The organism is Intrasporangium mesophilum (genome assembly GCF_054783095.1).
Genome location: NZ_BAAGRF010000004.1, coordinates 126,548 through 152,257, shown reverse-complemented (window position 1 = coordinate 152,257; position 25,710 = coordinate 126,548). Strand labels below are relative to the sequence as shown.

General features: G+C 71.6%; 24 protein-coding genes and 1 pseudogene. 12 read left to right on the top strand and 13 right to left on the bottom strand.

Annotated features, from left to right (window positions below; all coding sequences use genetic code 11):
- Nucleotides 1-77: 77 nt before the first annotated feature.
- Entirely contained in the window at nucleotides 78-2,897 is a 2,820-nt protein-coding gene (locus ACYVLP_RS04100; protein WP_460626060.1) for an ATP-binding protein, read from the bottom strand.
- 215 nt (nucleotides 2,898-3,112) lie between these two features.
- On the opposite strand from ACYVLP_RS04100, the gene ACYVLP_RS04095 reads away from it, so the two are divergent.
- Nucleotides 3,113-4,354, top strand: coding sequence for an RNA polymerase sigma factor (locus ACYVLP_RS04095; protein WP_460626376.1), 1,242 nt, complete (start codon nucleotides 3,113-3,115; stop codon nucleotides 4,352-4,354).
- A 99-nt stretch (nucleotides 4,355-4,453) separates the two neighbouring features.
- Complete coding sequence (locus tag ACYVLP_RS04090) at nucleotides 4,454-5,029, top strand: hypothetical protein (RefSeq protein ID WP_460626059.1); 576 nt, start codon at nucleotides 4,454-4,456, stop codon at nucleotides 5,027-5,029.
- Nucleotides 5,030-5,124: 95 nt separating this feature from the next.
- On the opposite strand, the gene ACYVLP_RS04085 is transcribed toward ACYVLP_RS04090, so the two are convergent.
- Both ACYVLP_RS04085 and ACYVLP_RS04080 read right to left on the bottom strand, forming a co-directional pair.
- Entirely contained in the window at nucleotides 5,125-6,561 is a 1,437-nt protein-coding gene (locus ACYVLP_RS04085) for a sensor histidine kinase (protein ID WP_460626058.1), read from the bottom strand.
- The gene (locus ACYVLP_RS04080; RefSeq protein ID WP_460626057.1) at nucleotides 6,561-7,292 is read right to left on the bottom strand and encodes a response regulator transcription factor; all 732 of its coding nucleotides are present in this window, start codon (nucleotides 7,290-7,292) and stop codon (nucleotides 6,561-6,563) included. Before ACYVLP_RS04080 ends, ACYVLP_RS04085 begins: the two co-directional genes overlap by 1 nt.
- 238 nt (nucleotides 7,293-7,530) lie before the next feature.
- Here ACYVLP_RS04080 and ACYVLP_RS04075 point away from each other — a divergent pair, with 238 nt between their 5' ends.
- The gene (locus tag ACYVLP_RS04075; protein WP_460626056.1) at nucleotides 7,531-8,058 is read left to right on the top strand and encodes a DUF6325 family protein; all 528 of its coding nucleotides are present in this window, start codon (nucleotides 7,531-7,533) and stop codon (nucleotides 8,056-8,058) included.
- Nucleotides 8,058-8,261, top strand: coding sequence for a hypothetical protein (locus ACYVLP_RS04070; RefSeq protein WP_460626055.1), 204 nt, complete (start codon nucleotides 8,058-8,060; stop codon nucleotides 8,259-8,261). Before ACYVLP_RS04075 ends, ACYVLP_RS04070 begins: the two co-directional genes overlap by 1 nt.
- On the opposite strand, the gene ACYVLP_RS04065 is transcribed toward ACYVLP_RS04070, so the two are convergent.
- From ACYVLP_RS04065 to ACYVLP_RS04050, 4 genes are all read right to left on the bottom strand, one after another.
- Nucleotides 8,258-11,005: a LuxR C-terminal-related transcriptional regulator gene (locus tag ACYVLP_RS04065; RefSeq protein ID WP_460626054.1), complete on the bottom strand. Its 2,748-nt coding sequence runs from the start codon at nucleotides 11,003-11,005 to the stop codon at nucleotides 8,258-8,260. The two genes, ACYVLP_RS04070 and ACYVLP_RS04065, sit on opposite strands and share 4 nt — an antisense overlap.
- Before the next feature lie 207 nt (nucleotides 11,006-11,212).
- A complete protein-coding gene (locus ACYVLP_RS04060; RefSeq protein WP_460626053.1) occupies nucleotides 11,213-11,527 on the bottom strand; it encodes an SHOCT domain-containing protein in 315 nt (104 codons plus the stop codon).
- Nucleotides 11,528-11,583: 56 nt separating this feature from the next.
- The gene (locus ACYVLP_RS04055) at nucleotides 11,584-12,054 is read right to left on the bottom strand and encodes a DUF6325 family protein (protein WP_460626052.1); all 471 of its coding nucleotides are present in this window, start codon (nucleotides 12,052-12,054) and stop codon (nucleotides 11,584-11,586) included.
- A gap of 120 nt (nucleotides 12,055-12,174) precedes the next feature.
- Complete coding sequence (locus ACYVLP_RS04050) at nucleotides 12,175-12,738, bottom strand: cysteine hydrolase family protein (RefSeq protein WP_460626051.1); 564 nt, start codon at nucleotides 12,736-12,738, stop codon at nucleotides 12,175-12,177.
- Nucleotides 12,739-12,860: 122 nt separating this feature from the next.
- On the opposite strand from ACYVLP_RS04050, the gene ACYVLP_RS04045 reads away from it, so the two are divergent.
- Together ACYVLP_RS04045 and ACYVLP_RS04040 are read left to right on the top strand one after the other, a co-directional pair.
- Nucleotides 12,861-13,748: a TrmH family RNA methyltransferase gene (locus ACYVLP_RS04045; protein WP_460626050.1), complete on the top strand. Its 888-nt coding sequence runs from the start codon at nucleotides 12,861-12,863 to the stop codon at nucleotides 13,746-13,748.
- A gap of 117 nt (nucleotides 13,749-13,865) precedes the next feature.
- The gene (locus ACYVLP_RS04040; RefSeq protein ID WP_452268096.1) at nucleotides 13,866-14,501 is read left to right on the top strand and encodes a VOC family protein; all 636 of its coding nucleotides are present in this window, start codon (nucleotides 13,866-13,868) and stop codon (nucleotides 14,499-14,501) included.
- Between the two features lie 80 nt (nucleotides 14,502-14,581).
- Here the strand turns inward: ACYVLP_RS04040 and ACYVLP_RS04035 are convergent, their stop codons facing one another.
- From ACYVLP_RS04035 to ACYVLP_RS04020, 4 genes are read right to left on the bottom strand one after another with little or no spacing between them, the layout of a single operon-like run.
- Nucleotides 14,582-17,023 (bottom strand): heavy metal translocating P-type ATPase, encoded by a 2,442-nt coding sequence (locus ACYVLP_RS04035; RefSeq protein ID WP_460626049.1) that lies wholly within the window; start codon nucleotides 17,021-17,023, stop codon nucleotides 14,582-14,584.
- Nucleotides 17,020-17,241, bottom strand: a complete 222-nt coding sequence (locus tag ACYVLP_RS04030; protein WP_460626048.1) for a heavy-metal-associated domain-containing protein — start codon at nucleotides 17,239-17,241, stop codon at nucleotides 17,020-17,022. The genes ACYVLP_RS04035 and ACYVLP_RS04030 overlap by 4 nt, the downstream gene beginning before the upstream one ends.
- A gap of 38 nt (nucleotides 17,242-17,279) precedes the next feature.
- Nucleotides 17,280-17,561, bottom strand: coding sequence for a metal-sensitive transcriptional regulator (locus ACYVLP_RS04025; RefSeq protein WP_452268093.1), 282 nt, complete (start codon nucleotides 17,559-17,561; stop codon nucleotides 17,280-17,282).
- 50 nt (nucleotides 17,562-17,611) lie between these two features.
- The gene (locus ACYVLP_RS04020; protein ID WP_460626047.1) at nucleotides 17,612-18,022 is read right to left on the bottom strand and encodes an MmcQ/YjbR family DNA-binding protein; all 411 of its coding nucleotides are present in this window, start codon (nucleotides 18,020-18,022) and stop codon (nucleotides 17,612-17,614) included.
- Between the two features lie 269 nt (nucleotides 18,023-18,291).
- Here ACYVLP_RS04020 and ACYVLP_RS04015 point away from each other — a divergent pair, with 269 nt between their 5' ends.
- The 3 genes and pseudogenes from ACYVLP_RS04015 (at nucleotide 18,292) to ACYVLP_RS04005 (ending at nucleotide 21,886) form a co-directional block, all read left to right on the top strand.
- Nucleotides 18,292-18,507 (top strand): heavy-metal-associated domain-containing protein, encoded by a 216-nt coding sequence (locus tag ACYVLP_RS04015; protein ID WP_460626046.1) that lies wholly within the window; start codon nucleotides 18,292-18,294, stop codon nucleotides 18,505-18,507.
- Entirely contained in the window at nucleotides 18,504-19,484 is a 981-nt protein-coding gene (locus tag ACYVLP_RS04010) for a hypothetical protein (RefSeq protein ID WP_460626045.1), read from the top strand. The genes ACYVLP_RS04015 and ACYVLP_RS04010 overlap by 4 nt, the downstream gene beginning before the upstream one ends.
- Nucleotides 19,484-21,886 (top strand): annotated as a pseudogene (locus ACYVLP_RS04005) (heavy metal translocating P-type ATPase). The gene ACYVLP_RS04010 and the pseudogene ACYVLP_RS04005 overlap by 1 nt, the downstream one beginning before the upstream one ends.
- A gap of 203 nt (nucleotides 21,887-22,089) precedes the next feature.
- Here ACYVLP_RS04005 and ACYVLP_RS04000 read toward each other — a convergent pair.
- Nucleotides 22,090-22,998: a peptidoglycan-binding domain-containing protein gene (locus ACYVLP_RS04000; RefSeq protein WP_460626044.1), complete on the bottom strand. Its 909-nt coding sequence runs from the start codon at nucleotides 22,996-22,998 to the stop codon at nucleotides 22,090-22,092.
- 96 nt (nucleotides 22,999-23,094) lie between these two features.
- Here ACYVLP_RS04000 and ACYVLP_RS03995 point away from each other — a divergent pair, with 96 nt between their 5' ends.
- The 3 genes from ACYVLP_RS03995 to ACYVLP_RS03985 are packed head-to-tail and all read left to right on the top strand — an operon-like array spanning nucleotide 23,095 to nucleotide 25,298.
- Nucleotides 23,095-23,985, top strand: coding sequence for a DUF2589 domain-containing protein (locus tag ACYVLP_RS03995; RefSeq protein WP_460626043.1), 891 nt, complete (start codon nucleotides 23,095-23,097; stop codon nucleotides 23,983-23,985).
- 21 nt (nucleotides 23,986-24,006) lie between these two features.
- Nucleotides 24,007-24,690 (top strand): hypothetical protein, encoded by a 684-nt coding sequence (locus tag ACYVLP_RS03990; protein WP_460626042.1) that lies wholly within the window; start codon nucleotides 24,007-24,009, stop codon nucleotides 24,688-24,690.
- 2 nt (nucleotides 24,691-24,692) lie between these two features.
- Nucleotides 24,693-25,298, top strand: a complete 606-nt coding sequence (locus tag ACYVLP_RS03985) for a hypothetical protein (RefSeq protein ID WP_460626041.1) — start codon at nucleotides 24,693-24,695, stop codon at nucleotides 25,296-25,298.
- A gap of 47 nt (nucleotides 25,299-25,345) precedes the next feature.
- On the opposite strand, the gene ACYVLP_RS03980 is transcribed toward ACYVLP_RS03985, so the two are convergent.
- A complete protein-coding gene (locus tag ACYVLP_RS03980; protein ID WP_460626040.1) occupies nucleotides 25,346-25,708 on the bottom strand; it encodes a VOC family protein in 363 nt (120 codons plus the stop codon).
- Nucleotides 25,709-25,710 lie beyond the last annotated feature (2 nt).

Genomic DNA, 25,710 nt, shown 5'->3' with positions numbered 1-25,710 from the left:
GGTGAGCTCTCGGTCGATGTAGGTGGTCGCGGCATCGCGCGACCACCTACATCGACCCGCGAGGTGCGCGACGGAGCTCAGCTGCTGCTGAGGAAGTGGCGGATCAGCTCGGTGCGGGAGGTGGCACCCACCTTCGCGAGGATGTTCCGGACGTGCCCCTCCACGGTGCGCTCGGACAGGAAGAGCTCCTCGGCGATCGCCCGGTTGGACTTGGCTTCCACGACCAGCGCGGCGATCTCGCTCTCCCGGGCGGTGAGGCGCCCTGAGGCCCATGGACCGCCGCCCAGGGCGGCCAGCTGTCCCAGCAGGGCCGCGGCGTCCCGCCGCAGGCCGGCCATGTCGAGCCGGACCGCCTCGGACTGGGCGAGACGGGCCAGCTCGGTCGCCCGCCGCAGGTCGGCCGGCCCCCGGCGCCGAGCCAGACCGGTGGCCAGCGCCCACCGGCCGAGCGCCACGTAGGGTCGCGCGCCCATCGACTCGTCGACGGCAAGCCCGTCCTCCAGCAGGCAGATCGCCTCGGCCGTCGAGCCCAGCGCGAGCAGAAGGCGCCCGAGACTGCGGGCTGTGGAGCCGTACCACACGACGGTTCCCGACCCGATCGTCGGCGTCGCCGCGTGGAAAGTGCCGAGCAGGTCCGCCATCACCTGGCACGCGTCCAGGTCGTTCAGGTGCAGAGCCAGCTCGGTCCCGTACAGCGCCATCGCCAGCGACGTGGGCACCCGTGGGTCGATGTCCCGCAGCGGCAGGGCGCGGAAGGCGACCGCCGCCTCGTCCCGGCGCCCGGCGGACCAGAGGGCCATGACGCGGGTCGACTGCACGACCGGCAGAGCCGGAGCGCGTTCGACGACATCCATGAGCTCGGCCGGCAGGATCCGTTCGACCCCACGGAGGTTCGCCGTCGCCAGCACGAACGCGATGTGGATCCCCACCCCGGACACGTCGTTGAGCTGGCGGCTCAGCTCGAGGGCCTCGTCCGAGCACTGCTCGGCGCGCGCGAAGTCACCGTGCATCGCGGCCCAGGCCGCCTCGATGCGCAAGGAGTGCCACCGCACGATTGGCAGCCGCAGCCGGTGCGCCATCGCGTCGATCTCGGCCTTGTGCGCCCGGGCTGAGGCCAGGTCACAGAGCTCCATCGCGCCGTCCACGCTCCACGTGTGACCCCACAGGGCTGCCAGCGGCCGGCCCGTCGTCTCGGCCAACGCGATCAGCCGGAGACCGGCCTCCAGCCGGCGCGCGCCCTGACCCGGCTGGTGGAGCAAGGGCCACTGGGCTGCAAGCGCATCCAGCTCAGCGTCAGGGTCGCCACTTCGGATCGCGTGTTCCAGGGCGAGCGAGGCCCAGCGCACCATGGCGTCGGCATCGGCCGAGGTCACCGCCAGCTGCGCCTCGAGCCGCGCGCGCAGAGCAAGGTCCTCGCTGCCTGACTCGTCGAGGTGGCGCAGCGCGTCGGCCGCCATCCCCCCGAGGGTGACCGTGAGCTGCGGGTCGTTGACGCCCAGGATGACGAGAGCGGCGTGTGCCACGGCGACCCAGTCCTCTCGTCGCGTCGCCTCGACGGTCATGCGCTCACACGCGCCGAGGCTCGTGACGAGGTCACCGGCCAGGTAGCTGTACCGGGCCAGGTCGAGCAGCACGGAGACCACGTCGAGCGCGACGTCGGCGCCCGGGTTGGTGTCGATGAAGTCGAGCGTCCGGCGCACCTGCGCCGCCGCCAGCGCGTACGCGCCTGCGTTGGCCGCCGTGTCGGCAGCAGCCATGGCCCACGGCAGGGCTGCGGCCGGTTGGTCGGTCTGCCACCAGTGGCGCGCGATCTCGCCGGCGAGGGCGGCATCGTCGGTGACCCGCCGCTCGAGTGCCTGCGCTGCCCGCGTGTGCAGCTCGACCCGTCGGTGAGGATGGATCGCCGTATAGACTGCTTCACGAATCAGCCCGTGGGAGAAGCGAACCCGATCGCCGACCCGCTCGACCAGTCCAGCGGTGACGACGGGTGCGAGCGCATCCATCGGCGCGCTGACCGATGTCAGCTCAGCGAGGAGGGACAGGTCGGCCTCCTCACCGAGGATGGTCAGCGCCTGTGCCAACGCGACGCCCGGACCGAGGCCGCTCAACGCGTGCGCGACCAGGTCCCGCAGCTCGGGCACTCGCGCCAGCACCTGGGTGGCCGAGCTGGGCTGTCGTAGGAGGTCCGGTGCCACGCGCGCGATCGTGCGCAGGTACAGCGGGTTGCCGCCCACCTGCTCGGCGACCGCCTGAACGACCTGTGCGTCCGCGCCGACGACAACCTGCGAGACGAGCTCGCCCGCCTGGTCGCCGGAGATGCCGGACAGGTGCAGGATCTCGGTGCCGGGTCTGGCCAGCAGCCCCGGCAGAGCGGCTGCGAGCCCGGCCGAGGCCGAGCGTCGCTGCGTCGCCACCACGAGCACCGGGAACCGGCGCACGACAGCGGCGAGCCGGTCGAGGAGGCGCAGGCTCGAGTCGTCCGCCCAGTGCAGGTCCTCCAGGACGAGCAACAGTCCGCCTGTGGTGCGCGCATGCTCCTCGATCGCGTCGATGGTCATGGTGTGAGCGGCGAACTCGGCCGCCGCGGCATCGGCAGCGGCACGGTCGACCGCCCCGACGTGGAGCGCGGCTCTCAACGACTCCGACGGTCCGGGAAAGGCCCGCAGCGCCCGCGTCCACAGCCATAGCGGCGGCATCGCCGAGTCGTCGAGCGCGGCCCCCCACCCGACGTCGACCCCCGCCGAGGCGGCGAGGTCCTCTGCGAGCCGGGTCTTCCCGATGCCGGCGGAGGCGCTGACCAGGACGAGGCGCCCGGCGCCGGACATGGCTTCGTCAAACCAGTGCCGGAGCACCGCCCGTTCCTCGGCGCGCCCGACGAGGGCTCCCGGCTCGGCCACCTGGCCAGTATCGCGCGGCCTCCCTGCCGCAGAGCCGGAACCTTCCGTATGCCGCCGGGCTGGGCCGGGCCGGGCCGGGCCGCCTTGACCGTCCCGAGGGCGACCGCGGCAGCGCTGACACCGCCTCGTGCAAGAGTGGGCGGGTGTCCTCCCCCGCCCGACAGGCCGCACCGCAGGCCGACGACGTCCGCCGCACGCTCGAGGCGGTCTGGCGCATGGAGGCTGCCAAGGTGACGGCCTTGGTCGCCCGGCTCGTGGGCGACGTCGGCCTCGCGGAGGACCTCGCGCAGGACGCCTTCGTCCAGGCGCTGGAGCAGTGGCCCCGCGACGGCATACCCGACAAGCCCGGAGCGTGGCTGACCTCTACCGCCCGGCGCCGCGCGATCGACCGGATCAGGCGGGACGTCAACCTCGCGAGCAAGCTGCAGCAGGTGGGCCACGCCGAGGAGCTGCGGGTGGCCGACCTCGCCGAGGCCGACTTCGACGCAGCGCTCGAGGACATCGATGACGACGTCCTCGGCCTGATCTTCGCCGCCTGCCACCCTGTCCTCACGGCCCAGGCGCGAATCTCGTTGACGCTGAGGATGATCGGCGGTCTGACGACTCGCGAGATCGCTCGCGCCTTCCTGACGTCCGAGACCACGATCGGGCAGCGCATCTCCCGCGCCAAGAAGACGCTCAGCCAGGACGGCGTCACGATCGAGGTGCCCTCGGGCGCCGACCTCGGGCCCCGGCTCGCGTCGGTCCTCGAGGTGGTCTACCTCATCTTCAACGAGGGGTATGCCGCAACGTCGGGCCGCGACTGGGTGCGCGGCGACCTCATGGAGGAGGCCATCAGGCTCGGCCGGGTGCTGTCCGCGCTGGCGCCCAAGGAGCCGGAGGTCCTGGGCCTGCTCGCCCTCATGGAGATCCAGGCTTCGCGCACCCGAGCCCGGATCGGACGGGACGGCGAGCCCGTCCTGCTGCTCGACCAGGACCGCACGAAGTGGGACTGGGCGCTCATCCGCCACGCGCTCGCCGCGCTCGACCGCGCGACCGAGCTGAGCGGCATTCCGGACGCCGGCTCCACCAGCGGCGCCACGGGGCCGTACGTCTTGCAAGCGGCGATCGCCGCGTGTCACGCGCGGGCGCGCACTCCCGAGGCGACCGACTGGGGCCAGATCGTCAGGCTCTACGGGCGCCTGGGCGAGATCCGCCCCTCCCCGGTCATCGAGCTCAACCGCGCGGTCGCGATGTCGTATGCCGTTGGCCCGGCTCCCGCCCTCGAGGTCGTCGACGGGCTGGTCGAGTCGCAGGCGCTGGCCGACTACCACCTGCTGCCGAGCGTCCGAGGAGACCTGCTGCGCAAGCTCGGTCGCGACGAGGAGGCGCGCGCGGAGTTCGCCAGGGCCGCCGAGATGGCACAGAACGACGCCGAGAAGGCCCTGCTGCGTCGCCGAGCCGCCGGCGAGGAGTGACGTTCCCGCAGACCGAACACGATCCGAACACTCCTCGTGCCGTCCGTTGACCTCGCTGGCCCAGGCTGGAGCCATGGACGAAGCACCCGGGAGGCAGTCATGACCATCAGAAGGGCCACCGCCACCGCGATGAGCGCGCTCGTGCTCGGCGTCGGCGCGGTGACGTTGAGCGGCTGCGCCAAGCCGGCGCCGGGGGACCCCGACGTGGGGCAGGCGCAGGCGCAGCAGGCCGGCGCCGACAGCGACACGATCGATCTGGTCGCCGCCGCGACGGAGGTCCCGGCCCAGAGCGACGGGCCAGACGTCGGTGCGGCCGACCGTGTCGGCCTGCGCGCCCGAATGCTTCGCGCCCTGCACGCCACGTGGGTCACCGATGGCGCGAACGGGACGGTCACGCACCAGGCCGTGCGCGGCCAGGTCACCTCGGTGTCGAGCACGTCGATCACGGTCAAGGCCAAGGACGGCTTCACCCTCACCTACTCCGTCACCCCCGACACGAAGGTCCGGGTGCGGGTCGCAGGCAGGGGGTCGGCCTCGACCATCGACGCCGTCACGGCGGGCGACAGGGCCCTCGTCACCGGCGTCGGCGCGACGAACCCGACGGCCCGTCTCATCGTCTTCCACAGTGGGACGCCCCGGCCGTCGAGCTCTTCCTCCCCTGGCGCGACGAGCTGAGGGTGGCTTCCCGCCGCGACCGGAGACGGGCCGGTCGCGGCGGAGGGGCCGCCCTCCCACGCCCAACCCAGACTCGGTCGATGTGTCAGCGCGGCCTATTCGACGCGGTAGTACATCGACCCGGAGGTGGGCGCGGAGGTGGGCGCGGAGGTGGGCGCCCGGGTGGGGAGCCGGAGCGTGAACCGGGCGCCGCCCTCGGCGGCGTGGCCGGCCTCGACGGTGCCGCCGAGCAGGGTCGCCAGGCGCCCGACGATGGCCAGGCCCAGTCCGGTCCCGACGGGCCGGATGCCGCGGTACCGGTCGTGGAGCACGGACGGCTCGAAGGCGACCGCGATGTCGTCGTCGGTCAGGCCCGGTCCGCCGTCACGCACCTCGACGACGGCCGCGGCGGCCCAGCCCGAGCCGTCCATCCGGATCTCGACCACGATCGGGCGGCCCGACGGCGTGACCCGGAGCGCGTTCTCCAGCAGGCCGTCCACGAGCTGGCGGACCCGCGCGGGGTCGGTCGTCGTCCAGGCCTCGGACACACCATGGACGTACGAGAAGGGAACGCCGACCGCACCGCACCGCCGCGACCAGACGTCCGCCACCTCACCGCCGACGGCCACCAGGTCCACCCGCTCAGGGGCGAACCTCGGCTGGTCCGAGCCCAGACGGGCCAGGTCGAGCAGGTCGCCGACCAGCCGTTCGAGGCGCTTGGCCTCGGTAAGCACTACCGCGCCGACTCGCGGGGCGTCCTCAGGCGGCACGACCCCGCTCGCGAGCGACTCGGCATACCCGCTGATCCCCGTCAGGGGTGTGCGCAGGTCGTGCGACACCGACAGGAGGAAGTCGCGCTGACGGCCCTCCGACCTCGACAGCGAGCCGGTGAGGGTGTTGAGGGCGCTCGCGACCTCGGCGACCTCGTGGGGCCCCTCCACCGGGACCGCGACGTCGCGGCGTCCGGCAGCGAGGGCGTGCGCTGCATCCGCAGTCCGCCGCAGCGGGCCAGACAGGCGCCGCGCGACCGCGGCGCTGACGACGACCGCGACGACCGCCGCGATCGCCAGGGCGAGCAGGACGCGCCGCACGAGCAGGTCGGACGCGGCGGTCGCATCCGACTGTCGCTGCACGAGCAGTATGCCGCCTGCATCCGTCGGGCGACCCTCGACGAGGACCCGGGCCCCCTCGATGTCATCGCGGGCCGACACCGGGTGGCCTGCGAGCAGCGCGCGCTGTCGGGCCGGGGTGAGGGCCAGCCGGGCGAGGGCGCTCGTCGATGTGACCGCCCCGCCCTCTCCGACGCTTGCCGACTCGATCCCCAGCACCCGCAGGGTCCGCACCGCCCGAGCCTGGGACACCAGGGCCGCTGCGCCCGTGTCCGCGCGCACCGCGGCTCCGTCCGCGATCCGTGCCAGGGTGCCGCGCGCCGACTCGTCCGCCGGTGACCGGGTCAACCCGACCGCGAGCGCCCCGGCGAGCAGCGCTGTGAGGATCGCGATCCCCACCGCGAGCAGAGTGATCCGGCGCGAGAGGGAGCCTCGCGACGCCATCAGCCCTGCTCCGCCTCGTCCCGGTGAGCGCGCTCGGCGGCATACCCGACCGAGCGCACGGTGCGGATCGGGCTGGCGTCTCCGAGCTTCGCGCGCACCTGGGCCACATGCACGTCCACGGTCCGGCCACCGGCCGTCGAGGCGTACCCCCAGACGTCGCTGAGCAGCTGCTCCCTGGTGAAGACGACGCCGGGACGGCGCATCAGGTGGACGAGCAGGTCGAACTCGGTCGCGGTCAGCGCCACGTCGCGCCCGGCCACGCGGACCTCGTGTCTGGCAAGGTCGACGTGCAGCGGTCCGTGCGTGAGCACCTCGGGCACCACCGCGTCACCCCGGACGCGTCGAAGCACCCCGCCGAGCCGGGCCACCAGCTCCCTCGGAGAGAACGGCTTGGTGATGTAGTCGTCGGCCCCGAGCTCGATGCCGAGGATCCGGTCGATCTCGTCGTCGCGAGCCGTCACGAACAGCACGGGCGTCCAGTCACCGCTGCCGCGCAGGCGACGGCACACCTCGATGCCGTCGAGTGTCGGCAGGCCGATGTCGAGGACGACCGCGCTCGGGCGCAGGTCGTGCACGGCCTCGAGAGCGGCCTGGCCGTCGGCGACGACCTCGACGCCGTAGCCGGCCGCGCGCAGGTTGAGGCGCAGGACGTCCGCGATGGCGGGCTCGTCCTCGGCGACAAGCACGAGGCCACGCTGCTGCGAGGCCGCACCCGGCCGGTCGGTGGACACGGTGCGAGCGTAGTGACGCCCGGACCCGGGCACATCACGCCGATGTCAGGATCGTGTCAAGACCTCAAGGCCTCAGGGCCTCAGGGCCATCAGGACCGCCTACCCCGGTAAGGGTGGTGTGCGACTACCCGCCCAGCGGACAGCATGGCGCCACCAACCGACGGAGCTCAGGGCAGGACGGCTCGACGAGCGGCTCGTGCGACCTCTGCGCGCCGCCTGCATTGTCTGGAGGTTTGCGATGACAGGCGACGAGGGGCGGGGCTCGCCGGCCCGGAACACACCGGATGCCACACCAGACAGCACACCAGACAGCGCGCCAGATCTGGACCTGGTGGAGTACGTGGTCGTCGCGCTGCCGGAGCTCTCCTCGGCGGTCCCCGTGGCCGACGCCCTCGAGCGCCTCGTCATCACGTCCCAGATCAGGATTCTCGACGTCGTCGGCGTGACCTCCGACGTCGCCGGGCGGGTGTCGGTCGTCGAGCCGGAGTACCTGCCGGGGCTGCGGCGCCTGCACGGCGCCGACGGGAGCGCGCCGGGGGCGGCCGGGTTGCTCAGCGACGACGACATCGCTCTCGCGTGCCGGGGGATGCCGGCGGGATCGTCGGCGCTCATCGTCGTGGCCGAGGACCGCTGGGCTCAACAGCTCGCGGACGCTGCGCGGAGGAGCGGCGGCCAGATCCTCGGCGGCGAGCGCATCCCGCGGCACCGTCTCGAGCAGTCGCGTCGATCGCACGCGCGCTTCGACCTCGAGAACGAGGAGGTCTGATGGATTCCCGGCCCGGCACGTCGCGTCGTCGTCACGCCGACCTGCTGCGCGATGCGCCGGACCTCGACCGTCGCGACGACGCGGCTCCGTCCCCCGTGCCCAGCCGCGTCGACCAGGTGCGGGAGCTGCTCGACCTGGTCGACCGCGGCCTGCTGTCGGAGGAGGAGTTCGAGCGTCAACAGGCCAAGATCGTCGGGTCCTAGCGCAGGTGCCTGCCATAGGCGCGCATGGTGGCTGAGGTGCCGCCCTGCGGCCCCGCCGAGCCGGCCGGCCCGCTTGACCCGCCGCCCCCGGACAGCAGCCGGAACCGCCGCGCCTGCTCGACCGCCTCGGCCCGGGAGTTGACGCCGAGCTTGCGGTAGATGACGCGCAGGTGGAACTTCAGCGTGTTCTGCGAGACGAACAGCTCCGAGGCGATCTCACGCAGGGTCAGCCGGCTCGGCAGCAGGCGCAGCACGTCGCGCTCGCGGTCCGTGAGCCCCTCGACGAGTCGTGGCAGCGGCGTCGCCGCCTCCTCGTGCCCGAGCACGACCGCCCGCCGGAACCGGTCCATCCACCCGTCCGGCACCCGCCAGGCCGAGAGCTCGACGAGGTCGACGAGGCCGCCGGCCTCGGACGCGACGGTGCGAAGCATGCCATGCTCCGCCGCAAGCTCGATGGCCGCCTCGACGGCCTTGAGCGCCCGCTCCCGGTCGTCGACCGTGGCACGCGCGAGGACCAGCCCGCGCACCACGCGGTGCCGGGCACACCGCGGAACGGCGGTCTCGAGCGCGTCGGTCGCGGCGGCATACCTCCCGCGTGCGGTGTCGATGCGGGCAGCCCAGAGCGGCCCCCAGAAGGGGTCGCCGACCCCCTCCGCCCAGTGCTCGGCGGCGTCGACGTCATCCCCGGCCAGCGCCAGCGCGGCCCCTGCGCCGGCCAGCCACGTCATCGCGCCCGCCCCGGCGAACTGCTCCTGGCACAGCTCGCGACAGCGCTGGAACAGCGCGTCGGCCGCCGCGAGGTCGTCGTCGGCGACCCGCGCGGCCACGAGCTCGAGGAGCGCCAGGACCTGGACGAAGGTGCTCGGGTATGCCGGCTGGTCGGCGAGCGCGTGCAAGGCTGACTCGGCGCGTTCGCGGTCCCCGAGCTCGCGCGCCGCGATGGCGCCGGCAAGGTCGAGCTCGGTGCGCAGCGAGGCCCGGTCCCCGGCCTGGGTGACGTGCCGGATGCCGGCAGCGACGCGCAGCGAGTCGAGCGGGTGGCCGGCGAGGACGAGGCCGACGGCCCGCGCCCCTTCGTGGGCCAGCCGGCGCTCCGGGTCCGCTCCGACCTGGACCCGCACCTCGCCGACCTCGGGGCCGTCGTCGTCCCACCGTTCGTCGAGTGCGATGCCGTGCGCGACCAGCCCCCACGCGAAGCGGCCGAGCGGGTGTCCGGGTGCTCCGGTGCCGAATGCCGCCAGGGCGTCGCGGGCGGCGTCCTCTCCGGCCCGCCAGTCGCCGTTGACGAGGGCGGCAGCCGACTGGAGCACCTCGATGGCGCCCGCTCCGGCGCTGTTGACCGCGTCGGCAGTGCCGGGCGTGCGCACGCTCGCGGCGAGCTCGGCCCGCGCGAGAGCGTCGAGGAATCCCCGACGGTCGACCATCAGCTGGCACCAGGCGAACCGGACCATCGAGTCCAGGTCCGCGCTCGACACCTCCGCTGGGATGTCTGCGACGACCCGGCGGATGACCGACCTGCGGCCCGCGTCGACCAGGCTGACGGCGATGTCGGACAGCAGGCGCAGGGCCTGTCGCGGCTCGCCGGCCTCGAGCCACTGCTCGAGCGCTGCCGGCTCGTCGCCGACGCTCTCGAACCAGTGCGCCGCGCGGGCGTGCTGCTCGAGCAGCCGCTCCGGCCAGCGGCGCCCCAGCTCGGCGAGCAGCATCTCGCGGACCAGGCTGTGCACCTCGAACCAGCCGCCTGCGTCGAGGCTGGTCACGAACAGACCCCTCGACTCGGCCTCCATGAGCAGGTCGCCGGCATCGCTGCGACCGCTCAGTGCCTCGGCGAGGCCGAAGTTGACCCGGTCGACGACCGAGATGCGTAGGAGCAGGTCGATCATGTCCTCGTGCTCGCCCTCGAGCACCTCGTGCCAGACGTAGTGGTCGATCAGCCGGTCCGAGCCGGGTGCAGGCGCAGACCTGTCGGATGCGTCGGTGCCGTGCGGCACGCGGTTCACCCGGATGGCCAGGGCCGCCAGCTGCAGGGCGGCTGCCCACCCGCCCGAGCGGTCGGCGACCTCCACGAGGACTTCACGCGGCACAGACGGGCACAGGCCGGTCAGCATCTCGGTGGCCTCGGTGTCCGAGAAGCGCAGGACGTCGAAGGCGATGTCGGCCAGCTCGCCGCGAGCCCGCAGGCGGTCCACGGGCAGGGCCAGGTGGTGTCGGCTGAGCAGCATCAGGTGCAGCCACGGCGGGCGGTGCTCCACGAACGAGACGAGCGTGGCCCGGCTCACGGCGTCCTCGCCCAGATGGTGCAGATCATCGATGACGAGAACCGCCGGAGGTGGGTCGGCGAGCTCGAGGTCCTCACCCAGCACGCGCAGGGCGTCCTCGAGGCCACCGGTCCTGCGCACCAGCGGCAGCGCCCGGTCGGCCACTCCCGCCGCCAGCGCGTCGAGGGCGGCCATCATCGAGGCCCAGAACTGGGCCGGCTCCCCGTCGGCGTCATCGAGGGCGAGCCACGCGGCACGGCGCGCACCGCGACGCACCCAGTCGGCGGCCAGCGCGGTCTTGCCGGCTCCCGCCGGTGCGACCAGGGCGGTGACCGGAAGGTCGGCGAGCTCGTCGAGCAGCTCGGTCAGGCGCGGACGGGTGACGAAGTGGTCAGGCGTCGACGGCACGCGGAACTTGGACCTGAAGAAGGGCGAGTCGAAGCGCCCGCGCTGAACCAGCGAGCTCGACGGTGTGGATCGATCCACGTGACCCTCCCGATGCACCCCAGACATGCGTGACCCGGCGTCCTCCTGGCACGGTAACCAGGGGGACGCCGGGTGCGCAGCACTTCTGGCGCGGTCGGGACCTCACTCACCCGCTGGGGGTGAGTGACGAGCCGGACGAACCGGCGCTCAACCGGTCAGCGCGGTGGTCAGCGGTGGTCAGCGGTGGTCAGCGATGGTCAGCGATGGTCAGCCGGCGAGCAGCTTGGCCTTCTGGGCCTCGAACTCGGCGTCCGTGAGGATGCCCGCCGCCTTGAGCTGCCCGAGCTTCTCCAGCTGGGCGATCATGTCGTCGGTCCCGCCGCCGGCGGGGGCCGCAGGAGCAGGCGGCGGCGGCGGCGGTGGGGCGTACTGCTGCTGGTACTGCTGCTGTGCTTGCTGCTGCTGGTACTGCTCGTGCTCGTACTGCTGCTGGTCCTGTGCAGCCCAGCGACCTGCCTGGCGCCGGGAGACGCGGTTCGAGACGGCTGTCGCCGTGCCCGCGACGACGGCCGTGCGTGCCATTCCACCTATCAGGCCCATGTCAGTTCCTCTCGTGTTCCACTCGATCGCGGGTTGGTTCAGACCGGTTCCGGTTGTCCGGCCTCGGAGGCTCCCTCGGCGGCCTCGAGCTGGTCGAGCGCGTCGAGGACCTCGGTGGCCGGGATGCGGCCGCTGGAGATGACCTCCGCGCCCACCTCACGCAGTGCGGCGACGAAGGGCCCCGCCCACGTGTTCTCGTACACGATGAGGCCGACGCCGTTGCCCGGCGCGATGAGCGAAGCCGACTCCTGGAGGTCGTCGTCGCCGAGCAGCCCGGACTCGATGCCCTCGAAGACCGCGAGGTCGAGGATCCCGTCACCGTCGAGATCGGAGAGCGCCACGGCGCTCATGACGCCGTCGGCGTCGACGACCGCAACCCGCATGTCGAGGACGCGGATGATCCCTGCCTCCACGAGATCGACGATGGCCTGCATCGCCTTGCCTTCGAGCCTGGCCGCCGGGAACTCCACCGCCAGATAGTCGATCGGCCCTACTAGTGCATCGGTCATGACTTTCCTCCCGCCGTGCCTTTGGACGATGCAGACGACGCTGCCACCGGGCCGGGTGGTTCGCGTCCACCCCCAGCGGGGTGGGTTGCGCCGAGGACCGCACCAGCCCCGGAGGCCCCGTCAGGCCTCGGCGAAGAAGTCCACCTCCGCGGTGGGGACCGTGCCACCTTTGCGGCCCTTGGCCTTGGACTCCGACCAGTAGGCGTTCGTGTGCGCGATGACCTGCTCGGGGCTGACCGGGATGCCCCACTGGCGAAGGTCCTCCGTCGTGTGGGCGTCGCCGACGAGGGTTGCGTCGTACCCCCGAACGAGGGCGCCGTGCAGCGTCGACCGGATGCATGCGTCGGTCTGCGCGCCGGTGACGACCAGGCGGCCGACCTGGTGCTCGGCGAGGCGCTCCTCGAGGTCCGTGTCCTCGAACGAGTCGTTGTACTCCTTGTGGACCAGGGGCTCCTCGGCCAGCCGGGCGAGCTCGGGGACGTACTCCCACCCCGGCGAACCCTGCGGCATACCCTCGTCGGAGTGCTGGACCCAGATGACGGGGACGTTCTGCGCGCGTGCCTTGTCGACGAGCGCGTTGATGTTGGCGATGACGCCGTCGCGGTTCCACGCGTTGCCGACGACATCGTTCTGCACGTCGACGACGAGCAGCGCAGTGTTGGGTCGGTCGCTGAGCGAAGTCACGAGATCCTCCTGCTTGGGGTGCGCTCGGGTGGGCTCCGGCAGGCGCCGCGACGGCGCCGGCCCGTGGGTCCACGCTAGGAGAGACCCCCGACACTCCCAAGGGGTGCGATGCTGGGCCTGCCATGACGACGCCCCCCGCTCGCGAGCTCACCATCACCTCCGCGTCCAACCCGCGCCTCAAGGGTCTGCTGTCGCTGCGTCGCCGGCGCACGCGCGAGGAGACCGCGCAGACCCTCGTCGAGGGCTACGAGGAGATCGGTCTCGCGCTGTCGGCAGGGGTGCGGCCGGTCGCGGTCTACGTCTGCGAGGAGCTCTTCAGCGACGCCGGGCGGGCCGGCTCGCAGCACATCGGCCAGCAGTCCGACCTGATCGACCGGCTGCGCGCCGACCGGGTCGAGATCGTGCACCTGGCTCGACCGGCATTCGAGAAGGTGTCCTACCGTGAGGGCCCCGACGGCCTGCTCGCCGTGGTCCAGGCAGTCGGCGGCCCCGTGGCCGACCTTCAGGTCGACGGGCCCGACCATCTGACGCTGCTGTCCCAGGGCGTCGAGAAGCCCGGCAACCTCGGAGCGATGCTGCGGACCGCCGACGCGGCCGGCGTCGACGCAGTCGTCGCCGCCGACCCCGTCACCGACTGGGGCAACCCCAACGTCGTGCGCGCGAGCAAGGGAACGGTCTTCGCGGTGCCGGTCGCGAGCGGCACGACGGCCGAGGCGCTCGACTGGCTCAAGGCCCATGACGTGCGCCTCATCGTGACCACGCCGGAGACGGACCAGCTCCACACCGACGTCGACCTGACCGGGCGCGTCGCCGTCGCCGTGGGCGCCGAGAAGCACGGCGCCGACGCCACGCTCCTTGCAGCAGCCGACCAGCTGGTTCGAATCCCCATGCACGGCAAGGCGAACAGCCTCAACGTAGCCGCCTCCGCGGCCATCGTCCTCTACGAGGCAGTGCGCCAGCGGAACCTCGCAGGTCGAGTGAGCGCTCCGTCCCCCGAGTCACGGACCTGAGGCGGGCATCCGCCGTCACGGGTGGGACGGGGCGCTCACTCGACCAGAGGCGGGGGCCGGGCGGGGCAGGGGAGGGGTGGTCAAGAGCACCCCAATGGGTGTGTCACGATGTTCTGTATGCGAGTTGACCATGTGTCGTATGCAGCGGAGGCCGGAGGCCTGAAGGCCACGGCCGACCGTTTGTCCAGGCTGATCGGCGTGGCCCCCGTCGACGGCGGTGTGCACCCCCGGTTCGGCACCCGCAACGTGATCTTCCCGCTGGCCAAGGACCACTATGTCGAGGTCGTCGAGGTGCTTGACCACCCGGCCTCCGACAAGGCGCCCTTCGGCCAGGCCGTCCGGGCCCGGTCGGAAGCCGGCGGCGGGTGGCTCGGCTGGGTCGTCGCGGTCGACGACATCAGCAAGGTGGAGCGCCGCCTCGGCCGCGACGCCGTCGACGGCAACCGGCACCGCCCGGACGGCACCGAGCTCAAGTGGCGCCAGCTCGGCATCAAGGGCCTCATGGCCGACCCGCAGGTGCCCTACTTCATCGAGTGGGACGACATGACGGTCCACCCTTCGGCCGGTGCCGATACGTCCGTCTCGATCGACAACCTCCAGATCGCCGGCGACCCCAAGCGGGTGCGCGAGTGGCTCGGTCCGGAGGACACCTTCGACAAGGGCGGCATCGACTTCACGTTCGTCGCCCCGCACGGCACGCCGGGCCTGCTCTCGGTCACCTTCGACACCCCGGCCGGCAAGGTCACCATCTGACCTGCACCTGTCGCTCGCATCCGGACGGCGGCCGTTTCCCTACGTGGGACGGCCGCCGTCCGGCATGTCCGCGTATGCCGTCAGCGGCCGTAGCGCTTGAGGCGCAGTGAGTTGGTGACGACGAGCACGGACGACAGGGCCATGGCCCCGCCCGCGATCATCGGGTTGAGCAGGCCGAGCGCCGCCACCGGGATCGCGGCGATGTTGTACCCGAAGGCCCACGCGAGGTTCTGCTGGATCACGCGGAGCGTCTGTCGGGACAGGCCGATGGCGTCACCGACGGCGTCGAGGTCGGACCGGACGAGGACGATGTCGGCGGAGTCCATCGCGACGTCGGTGCCCGAGCCCATGGCGAGGCCGAGGTCGGCCTGTGCGAGCGCGGCGGCGTCGTTCACCCCGTCTCCGACCATGGCCACGACGCGCCCCGAGGCCTGCAGCGCCTTGACCACCTCGTGCTTGTCCGCGGGCAGCACGTCGGCGCGCACCTTGTCGGGGTCGATGCCGACCTCGTCGGCGACGCCCCGCGCGTTGCCGGCCGCGTCGCCGGTGAGCAGGTAAGGCGTCAGACCCAGGCCGCGCAGCCGCTGCACCGCGGCCTTCGAGCTGTCGCGGACGGTGTCCTCGACAGTGAGCGCCGCCCGTGCGATGCCCTCCCACCCGACGAAGACCGTCGTCCCCGCGTGCGCCGCCGCATGCTCGAGGAGCTCGGCGTCGACGGTCTCGAACAGTGCGGCCTTGCCGACCGTGACCTCGGTGTCCTTGATCCTCGCGCTGGCGCCCTCGCCCGGGTTGGCGGAGAAGTCGCGGATGCGGGGCAGGTCGATCTGAGCCAGGGCCGCGCCCGAGACGATCGCGCCGGCGATGGGGTGCTCACTGCCCTGCTCGACCGCAGCGGCCGCGGTGAGTGCGGCCTTCTTCGACAGCCGGCCGAGCACGGCGATGCTGCTGAGCCGGAGCTCGCCGGTGGTCACGGTGCCGGTCTTGTCGAGCACCACGGTGTCGACCCGGCGGGTGTTCTCGAGGACCTGCGGGCCTTTGATGAGGGTGCCGAGCTGCGCGCCCCGGCCGGTGCCGACGAGCAGGGCCGTCGGAGTGGCGAGGCCGAGGGCGCACGGGCAGGCGATGATGAGCACGGTCACCGCGACCGCGAGGGCGCGGGCCAGGTCGTGGCCGGTGACCAGCCACGCGACGAAGGTGCCGAGCGCGACGACGAGGACGACAGGCACGAAGACCGCGGACACCCTGTCCGCCAGGCGCTGCACGTCCGCCTTGCCGGTCTGGGCCTGCTCGACGAGCCGCTGGATGCCGGCCAGCATCGTGTCGGAGCCGACTCGCCTGGCCTCGATGACGAGCCGGCCCGTGGTGTTGACCGAGCCGCCCGGCACCTCGGCGCCCGGGGTGACGTCGACCGGCGTCGACTCGCCGGTGACCAGGCTGGCGTCGACCGCGCTGTTGCCGTCTAGCACGACCCCGTCGGTGGCGATCTTCTCGCCGGGCCGCACCAGGAACTGGTCGCCGACGACGAGCTGCTCGACCGGGATCCTCAGCTCGCTCGTGGTCCGGGTCCGAGGGTCGATGCGCAGCACGGCGACGTCCTTGGCGCCGAGGTCCAGGAGCGAGCGGAGCGCCTCCTTGCCGGAGTCCCTCGCGCGCGCCTCGAGGTACCGCCCCAGAAGCAGGAACGTCGTGACGACGGCCGCCACCTCGAAGTACAGGGTCCCGCCTCCGCCGGGGTGGGTGACGAGCTCGACCAGGGAGTAGCCGTATGCCGCGAGCACGCCGATCGAGACGAGGGTGTCCATCGTGGACCCGGCGTGCCGCGCGGCGATGGTCGCGGCGCGGTGGAACGGCCAGGCACACCACACGACGACGGGCGTCGCGAGCACGAGCTGCAGCCAGGCGCTCACCGAATGGTCGGGCAGCAGCATGCCGAGCACGACCAGCGGCACCGTGAGCGCGACCGCGACCAGAAGGCGGGGACGGAGAGACGTCTGCGCAGGCGGGTGGTCGAGGTGGCTCGCTCCATGCCCAGGGTGGTCGGGGTGCCGGGGCCCAGCCTGCGCGTCGTGTCCCGCGTGCGCGTCGTGTCCCGCGTGCGCGTCGTGCCCAGGGTGACCCGAGTGCTCAGAGGGCTCAGAGGGCTCAGAGCGCTTCGCGTGACCAGGTTGCCCGCGGGCTGGTCCGGTGCGCGGCGCCTGGGAGGCACGCAGCTTCTCGAGGAGGGCGCCGGCGGCCGGCCTGTGGCCCGATCCGGTGTCGTCCAGGACGCGGGCGCCGTAGCCGGTCTTCTCCACCTCGGCGACGATCTGGTCGGCGGTGACGGGGGCCGAGTAGTTGACGAACGCCTTCTCCGTCGCGAGGTTGACGGTCGCCGACCTGACGCCCGCGACCTTGGCGAGCTTGCGCTCGATCCGGGCCGAGCAGGACGCACAGGTCATCCCGGTGATCGCGAGGCGGACTTGCCCCGAGGGCTCGGCTGCCTCGGGCCTGGGCGGGTTGACCGGCGCCTCGCCGTTGCTCATCGGAGCGCGTAGCCTGCCTCGGCGACGGCGGCCTCGATGACGGATGGGTCGAGCGGCCCCTCACTCGTGATGGTCACCGGAGAGTCGGCCCCCGGGCGGAGGTCGACCATGACGGCGGTCACGCCCGGGATCGCGGACAGCTCGCCGCTCACGGCGGCCGTGCAGTGCCCGCACGTCATGCCGGCGACGGTGATCTCGGCCAGGGTGCTTACGGTCATGGGTCCTCCTCGGTCGGTCGGTGGGTGCCGGAGACGGCTCAGCTCCGCACGAGGCGAGCGATCGCGTCGGCCGCCTCGCGGACCTTGATCTGGGCCGCCTCGTCGGACTCGCGGGCAGCGTCCACCACGCAGTGCGAGACGTGGTCCTCGAGCAGGCCGAGGCTCACCGCCTGCAGCGCCTTGGTGATCGCGCTGACCTGGGTCAGGATGTCGATGCAGTAGGTGTCGCTGTCGACCATCTTCTGCACGCCGCGCACCTGCCCCTCGATACGGCGCAGCCGCTTCAGGTAGTCGTCCTTGCTGCCGGTGTATCCAGGCATGGCACCTCCTCGTGGACGACAACATCATACCCAGGCGGGGTATTTCTCCGTCATGGCTCGCCGGCGAGGTAGGCGGTGGCGAGCCGTTTCGGTGCCCGTCTCAGCCAGGCGTCGGTGATCACCTCGCGCAGCTCGGCCACGGTGAGGCGGCCGAGGTCGCGCTCCAGGAGCAGCACGGCGTTGTACCCGTTCCAGTGTGGCGTCGTGAACCACGGCGAGTCCGCGTCGGCGACCATCGACTGCTTGTCCTCGGGGGTGCACTGGAAGGCGAGGACGTCGGTGTAGGGCTCGCCGGTGTCGGGGTCGAAGGCGTCCTTGCGTGGGCCGCGCGCGAAGGCGAACACCTTGCCGCCGACCTGGTACGACGGCCGGCCCCCGCTCGGAGGGTCCCGCGTGACCTCGGGCAGCGCGAGCGCGATCTCGTCGATGTCGGCCAGACCTGCCTTGCGGGAGCGAGCCATGCCTCTGGACGTTAGCCCGGCACCATCACATTGGCTCGCTCCGCTCGCCCTGTTCGGCGCGCCTTCCCTCCTCGACTCGCTCGCTGGCGCTCGCTCCGCTCGCGTGTCCGGCGCGCCCTGACATCGCGCCGAACCCGCCTACCGACCGGGCCGACGCCTGCCAGGGATACCCCTAGCGGGTATGTCGAGGACGCGCTATGGTGGGGTGCACTGGTACCCCCTAGGGGTATTAAGAGATGTGCGTCACACCGACTCGAAGGGGCACGACCATGAGCCAGACCAGCACCTACACCGTCCTCGGGATGACCTGCGGGCACTGCGTCTCGTCGGTGTCCGAGGAGGTCGGGGCCATCCCGGGCGTCCACGAGGTCGTCGTCGACCTCGCTTCCGGGCAGCTCACGGTGACGAGCACCGCGCCGGTCCATGCGGCGTCGGTCCGCGCCGCCGTCGAGGAGGCCGGCTACACGCTGGCGGATGCCTCATGAGGATCGACGACCTGTCGACCACGACCAAGGTCACCGGGTTCGCGGTCGGGCTGGCCGCGGTCTTCGCGGTCGCACTCGGCGTCGGGTCGCTCGTCGGGTCGGACACCCCGGCGACCACGGCGACCGCGGGCCACGACCAGTCCGGTGCCGACGCCCACGGACACGGCTCTCCATCCATGGGCTCCCCGAACCAGCCCACCAGCGATCTGCCCGGCGGCCTCGCGGTCGCCCACCAGGGGTACGCCCTGCGGCTCTCGGCGCCCACCGCCGCGGCCGGAGCCGGCGTGCCGGTCTCGTTCACGATCGCGGGGCCCGACGGCAAGCCGGTCACGGCATTCGACATCGCCCACGAGAAGCGGCTGCACCTCATCGCCGTCCGCCGCGACCAGTCCGGCTTCCAGCACGTCCACCCGACGCTGGCCGCCGACGGCACCTGGTCGACCAGCCTCGACCTACAGCCGGGCACGTGGCGTGTCTTCGCCGACTTCACCGCCACCGGTGCCTCGCCCCTGACCCTGGGCGCGGACCTGTCGGTGGCCGGCGACTTCCAGCCGGTGCCCACCCCCGCCGAGTCGCGGACGGCATACGTCGACGGGTATGCCGTCACGCTCGCGGGCGACCTCGTCGCCGGCGCGGACGCACGGCTCACCCTGTCGGTCACCAAGGACGGCAAGCCGGTCACCGACCTCGATCCCTACCTCGGCGCCTACGGCCACCTCGTCGCCCTCCGCGACGGCGACCTGGCATACCTGCATGTGCATCCCGACGGCGAGCCCGGCGACGGGCAGACCCGCCCCGGCCCGGACGTCGTCTTCCACACCACCGCGCCGAGTGCGGGCACCTACCGGCTGCACCTCGACTTCCAGCACGAGGGCGTCGTGCGCACCGCGTCCTTCGTGGTCCGCGCGAGTGGCGCTGCGCCACAAGGTGGCCCGGCGCCCACGACGACCACCGACAGCCACGGAGGAGGGCACTGATGGCCACGACCAGCCCACTCGACCTGCCCGCGGCAACCGACGCGGTCGAGCTCGAGATCACGGGCATGACCTGCGCGTCGTGCGCCAACCGCATCGAGCGCAAGCTCAACCGGCTCGAGGGCGTCACGGCGACGGTCAACTACGCCACGGAGAAGGCCAAGGTCCAGTTCCCGGGCACCCTGTCGCTCGACGACCTCGTGAGCACCGTCGAGGCGGCCGGATACGGCGCGACCGTGCCCCCGCCCGTCACCTCGCAGCGCGAGGATGCCGAGCGCAGCGTGACCGGGGGCCGCGCGGACGGCCACGGGAGCGAGGAGCCCGGCCAGGCGGCATACGAGCACGTGCGCTCGCTCCGGCAGCGGCTCGTCGTGTCGACGCTGCTCACGGTCCCGGTCATTGCCATGGCGATGGTCCCGGCCCTGCAGCTCACGAGCTGGCAGTGGCTCTCCCTGACGCTCGCGGCCCCGGTCGTGGTGTGGGGCGGCTGGCCGTTCCACCGCGCGGCCTGGACCAACCTGCGCCACGGCACCACGACCATGGACACGCTCGTCTCGCTCGGCACCATCGCCGCGCTGGGGTGGTCGGTCTACGCGCTCTTCTGGGGCACGGCCGGGATGCCTGGCATGACCCACCCGTTCGAGCTGACCATCGCCCGCACCGACGGCTCGGGGAACATCTATCTCGAAGCCGCGGCCGGCGTGACGACGTTCATCCTCGCGGGCCGGTACGTCGAGGCACGCTCCAAGCGCCGGGCGGGCGCCGCACTCCGGGCTCTGCTCGAGATGGGCGCCAAAGAGGTCTCGGTGTTGCGCGACGGGCCGCACGGACCGACCGAGGAGCGTATGCCGGTGGGCTCGCTCGCGGTCGACATGCGGTTCGTCGTCCGGCCCGGCGAGAAGGTCGCGACCGACGGCGTCGTCGAACAGGGCACCTCGGCGGTGGACGCTTCGATGCTCACGGGCGAGTCGGTGCCGGTCGAGGTGGGTCCTGGCGATGCCGTCGTCGGGTCGACCGTCAACGCCGGGGGCCGGCTCGTCGTCCGGGCGACCCGGGTCGGGGCGGACACGCAGCTGGCGCAGATGGCCCGGCTCGTCGAGGACGCCCAGAACGGCAAGGCGCCGGTGCAGCGCCTGGCCGACCGCGTCTCCGGCATCTTCGTGCCGATCGTCATCGCGCTCGCGGTGGCGACGCTCGGCTACTGGATCGGAACCGGGGCCGGTGCGTCGGCGGCCTTCACCGCTGCCGTCGCCGTGCTCATCATCGCCTGCCCGTGCGCGCTCGGCCTCGCGACCCCGACAGCGCTGATGGTCGGCACGGGGCGCGGCGCCCAGCTCGGCATCCTCATCAAGGGCCCCGAGGTGCTCGAGTCGACCCGGCGGGTCGACACGATCGTGCTCGACAAGACCGGGACCGTGACGACGGGCCGGATGGTCCTGCAGTCGGTCGCGGCTACGGACGGCGAGCAGCCGGACGACGTGCTGCGCCTCGCGGGGGCGGTCGAGGACGCGTCCGAGCACCCGATCGCGGCGGCCATCGCCAAGGCTGCCCGGGCCCGGTTCGGGTCGCTGCCGGCGGTGACCGGTTTCGCGACCACCGACGGTCTCGGCGTCCAGGGAGTGGTGGCCGCGCCGGTCGGCGTGGGCGCGGCGGACGGTGCGGCCGCAGGCGCGGCGGACGGTCCGGCCGCGGGCGCCGGGACGGCGGTCGTCGTGGGCCGTCCGCGGTTCGTGGCGGACTGGGCGGTGGCGCTGCCGGCCGAGCTGGAGCGGGCCGTCGACGAAGCTCAGGCCGCCGGTCGCACGGCGGTCGTCGTCGCCTGGGACGGTGCGGCTCGCGGTGTCCTGGTCGTCAGCGACGAGGTCAAGCCGACGTCGGCGCGCGCCGTGTCGGACCTCTAGGCGCTCGGTCTGCAACCGGTGCTGCTGACCGGCGACAACGAGCGCGCCGCCCGCGCCGTGGCCGCAGAGGTCGGGATCGAGACCGACCATGTCATCGCCGAGGTGCTGCCCTCGGAGAAGGTGGACGTCATCACGGGTTTGCAGGCGCAGGGCCTCGTCGTGGCCATGGTCGGGGATGGCGTCAACGACGCCGCAGCCCTGGCCCAGGCCGACCTCGGGCTCGCGATGGGCACCGGCACCGACGTGGCGATCGAGGCGAGCGACCTGACGCTGGTCCGTGGCGACCTGCGCGTGGCCGCCGACGCGATCCGGCTCTCGCGCCGGACGCTGGCCACGATCAAGGGCAACCTGTTCTGGGCCTTCGCGTACAACATCGCCGCGCTTCCGCTGGCGGCGGCGGGCCTGCTCAACCCGATGATCGCCGGCGCGGCGATGGCGTTCAGCTCGGTCTTCGTCGTGTCGAACAGTCTCCGTCTCCGGCGCTTCACCCCCCACGTCGAGTGAGCCCCCTTTCTCGTCGAGTGAGCGCCCCGTCACATCGCAAGTCAGGTCGCCGTAGGTGCCGCAATAGCAACACCGATGGCGACCTGACTGGCGACCAGACGTCCGGCGTTTCTGAACCGGTGCGCATTTCCCGCACTAATTGAAAGGTCACGCATTGACGCGGTAGCGATGTGGCCTCACGGGACAGGAGTGGTTTCTGAGTCCTATCGACCGAGCCCGTTCTTGAACTCGACGTGCACGTGGCTCTTTTCGTCGAATACCAAGGTCGCTCCGAGTCCTTGGCACAGAGACTTGATGCCGCTGTTGTCGCCCTCGATGTCAAGCGCGTAGCCCGAGCCGTGCTTGCTCTTGCCCGGCGAGGCAACCGGGGCGGCAGCGAGGTCGAATGTGGTCGGGCTCTTCTTGCTCTTCTCCTTGAGGTTTGCCCTCGCAGTCACCCTGCCGAAGCTCTCCTTGGCGCCACGAAGCACCTCGTAGCGCCGGAAGGCGTCCTCCGCGCTCGAGCGGTCCTCGGGCTTGCCTACCGGGCTCGACGTGTAACCCGACGACGGGTCGGGGGCGCACGCGACGAGGTTCGAGCGGATGTTCTGCACGTCGTCGCGGTCCTGCTTGTCGAGAGGGAGCGTGAGGGCGTGCTCCGCCATCTGGAGCAAGTACTCCCAGTGGTAGTTGACCTTCCAGAACTGGTCGGAGTCAGAGAGATACCCGCCGATGATCTTCGCCCGCAACGAACCGAAGCGTGGGACCAGGTTGTCGATGATGCGGGTCGTCACCGCCGTCTCCTGCACCCGGGAGTCGACCCGCTCGGCACGCATCTGGCGGTCGACCGCCCTCGTCTCGGCGTTCTCACCGGATCCCCGGGTCCCGGGCCCCGAGCCGAGTGCCCGGAGCGTCCTGCTGTCCGGGTCGACGCGGCCGTCAGGGCTCTGGATCCCGAGGCTGCGCGTCTGGAAATGCCGGATCGCCTCGATGGTGCGTGGTCCCGAGCGGCCATCCACGGACAAGGACCGAAGGGGTGTCAGGTCCTGCCGGTTGAGCAGGTCCTGCACCGTGCGCACGTCACGCTCGAGGTTGTCACCGCCCTGTCCCACGGATCCTTCGATTTCTGCCATGTCATTTCTTCCTGTTCTTCAGACGCGTGGATCCGAGCGCCGTAACGTTGATTGTTACAGCGGGAAGCAAGCCACACAGCGATTCAGGGGGAATTCATGGCAAGCGAACCAGGGCGAGAACTCTCGTCGATCGACTTCCGTTCGATGCTCGGCGGGCCCCTCATTGCCGTCGTCGATGCACAGGCACAAGCCGCGATGAGCTCGGTGAACTTCATCAAGGCGGTGGGGTTCAAACCGGGGAGTGCGGACGACCCGACCAAGGCGCAGACTGGCGATCCAATATATGTATCGTTCAAGTATCCGAAAGAGGTCGCGCCCTACCAGCCAGCGGTGGCTGCGCGGGTCAGCGCCATCCAGGTCACGGACGGCGGCAGCGGCTACACCACCGCACCCACGGTCACCGCCAGCGGTGGCGGCGGTTCCGGCCTGGCCCTGACCGCGCAGCTCGGCGCCGCGGGAGCGGTCGCCTCGGTCACGATCACCGACCCCGGGACCGGCTATACGGCAGCTCCGAGTATCACCATCCAAGCGTCTCCCGGGGGCAGCTCGGCGACGGCGACGGCGACGTTCCAGGCCGCGACCGCTGCCCAGCCGGCCCAGTTCCAGACGATGCACCTCGAGGTGCCGATCCTCACGATGTTGCCGATCCCGTTCATCCGGATCGAAGAGACCACCATCGACTTCAACGCCAAGATCAACTCGGTCGAGGAGGTCAAGACGGACGAGACCTTCAAGTTCGACGCCTCTCTCGACACCACCGTCAAGTACCCGCCGCTCTTCGCGGTCGCGTCGGTCAACCTGAAGGTGTCCACGTCCTACCAGAAGAACACCCAGACGGGCACGAAGGTCGACCGAACGTACTCGATGGCCGTCCACATCAGGGCGACGCAGGACGAGATGCCTGCGGGGATGGAGAAGCTGCTCGGCATCTTGGAGGATGCCATCAAGGCTCAGCCGGTCAAGGCGCCTGCTGCGGTCGAAGCCTGAGCCGTCCTGACGTGGGCTGACATGCCGTCCCTTGGGGAGGTCATCGGAGCGCTGCTGTCCAATGTGGCCCAGGCGCGGGCCGCGGCGGATCTCGAGGCAGTGAGGATTGCGCGCGCCTACAGCTCGGACCCTGTCATGAAGCTCCTGTCCATCCCTCGCATCCGGCTGCCCGAGGTGGTCGTCGACCTTCCACTGCTCATTGCGGACATCGGTGTCGGCGAGGAGAAGGCCATGGGCTGGTCGGTCGCCAAGCCGACCGCCGGTGAGGTGACCAAGGCGGTCCGGAGCGCCATGACGGAGTCGCGTCTGAGGCTGCCTCGCCCCGACAGCGCAAGCGTGGTCGCGGCAGCAGTCGATGCGGTGGACAGGGTCTTCGCCGAGGGCGAGCACCGGTTGCTCACTCCGCAGGGTCTGGCGACCAGGGTCGCCGATGCTGCGGTCGACACGGTGAAGGCTTCGGCGAAGGGCGCCGCGATGGCCCCGGACCTCCAGGGTTTCCCCGAGTCTGCCGCCGCGTCCTTGAACCAGCTGTTCGACAGCAAACGGATGCTGTCGCCATCGGTCGAGGTCATCGTCGGTGCCGAAGAGATCAGAGCAAGGGCCGACAGCGCGAATGTCGTTCGCATCCGGCTCAACGTGACCGAGGACGCCTACGAGATCCTCGAGGAGCCCGACGGTGACGGCTTCCGCCTCACTCCGGAGTGACCGTGGCCCTCAACCTGATGCAGTACGAAGAGATCGTCTCGCTGCTGCAGCGCGTGTCCGGCCTCGTCGACAAGCTCGAAGCGCGTGACTCCGAGTTTGCAGACGGGGTGCAGCACTGGCTGAAGGACTGCGAGGTCGCCTTGGAGAACAACCGGATCCCGGCCGTCTCGCAGATCGCGACGGGCCGCGCGGTGCTGATCCAGGCCACGAGGGGCGTCCGACTCGAGGAGCTCGACATCTCGGGTCGGCCCAGCCCGCGGAAGGTTCGTGACGCGACAGCAGCGCTGGTACTCCAGCGTGGCACCGACGTCCTCAACACCGTGATCGTCGAGCGGCAGGCGGTCTTCCAGGAGGCAGAGCGCATCGCCCGACAGGTCCTCGCCATCGCGCAGGCCAAAGGGATGATCCCTGACCCCACTGAGCGAGTAGCCGATCGCGAAGCGGGTCATGAGACCGAGCAGGAGGCAGGCCCCGGAAGACTCACCCGTCTGCAACGAACCATCAGGGCAGACGCTGACCTGGCCGGCGTGTACACGCACCTGCTGGCCCTGGTCGGCACGACGGACGTACTGGTCTTCTTCGACCGCGCGCTACAGGCCTTGAGCTGAACCCGAGCCCGCGCGCCCGAGCGCGCAGCCGATCAGTCGGCCTCCGGTCAGGTCCAGTCGCGGAAGACGACGCACACGGTGGTCGAGTCGAGCAACGCGAACTCCCTGGCGCCGTACTCGCGCCGGATGATGCCACCCCCCGACGGGTAGGTCGGATGCAGCAGGTCCGGCCGCCTCGCAACGATGTCGGCGTACACCTCGTCGATCGCGTCCGTCTCGATGGCCAGCTCCGGGCGGTCCTTCGCGGCGTACTCCCCGTCCTCGACGAGGTAGACCTTGCACGCATCGCGCCCGGCGACCACGAAGTCCCCGGACCTATGGAGCACCTCCATGCCGATCCCGTCCACGAACAGGTCCAGCCCGACGCTCAGGTCGTCGTAGAACACCTTGGGGATCAGCGACGTGAGCACGA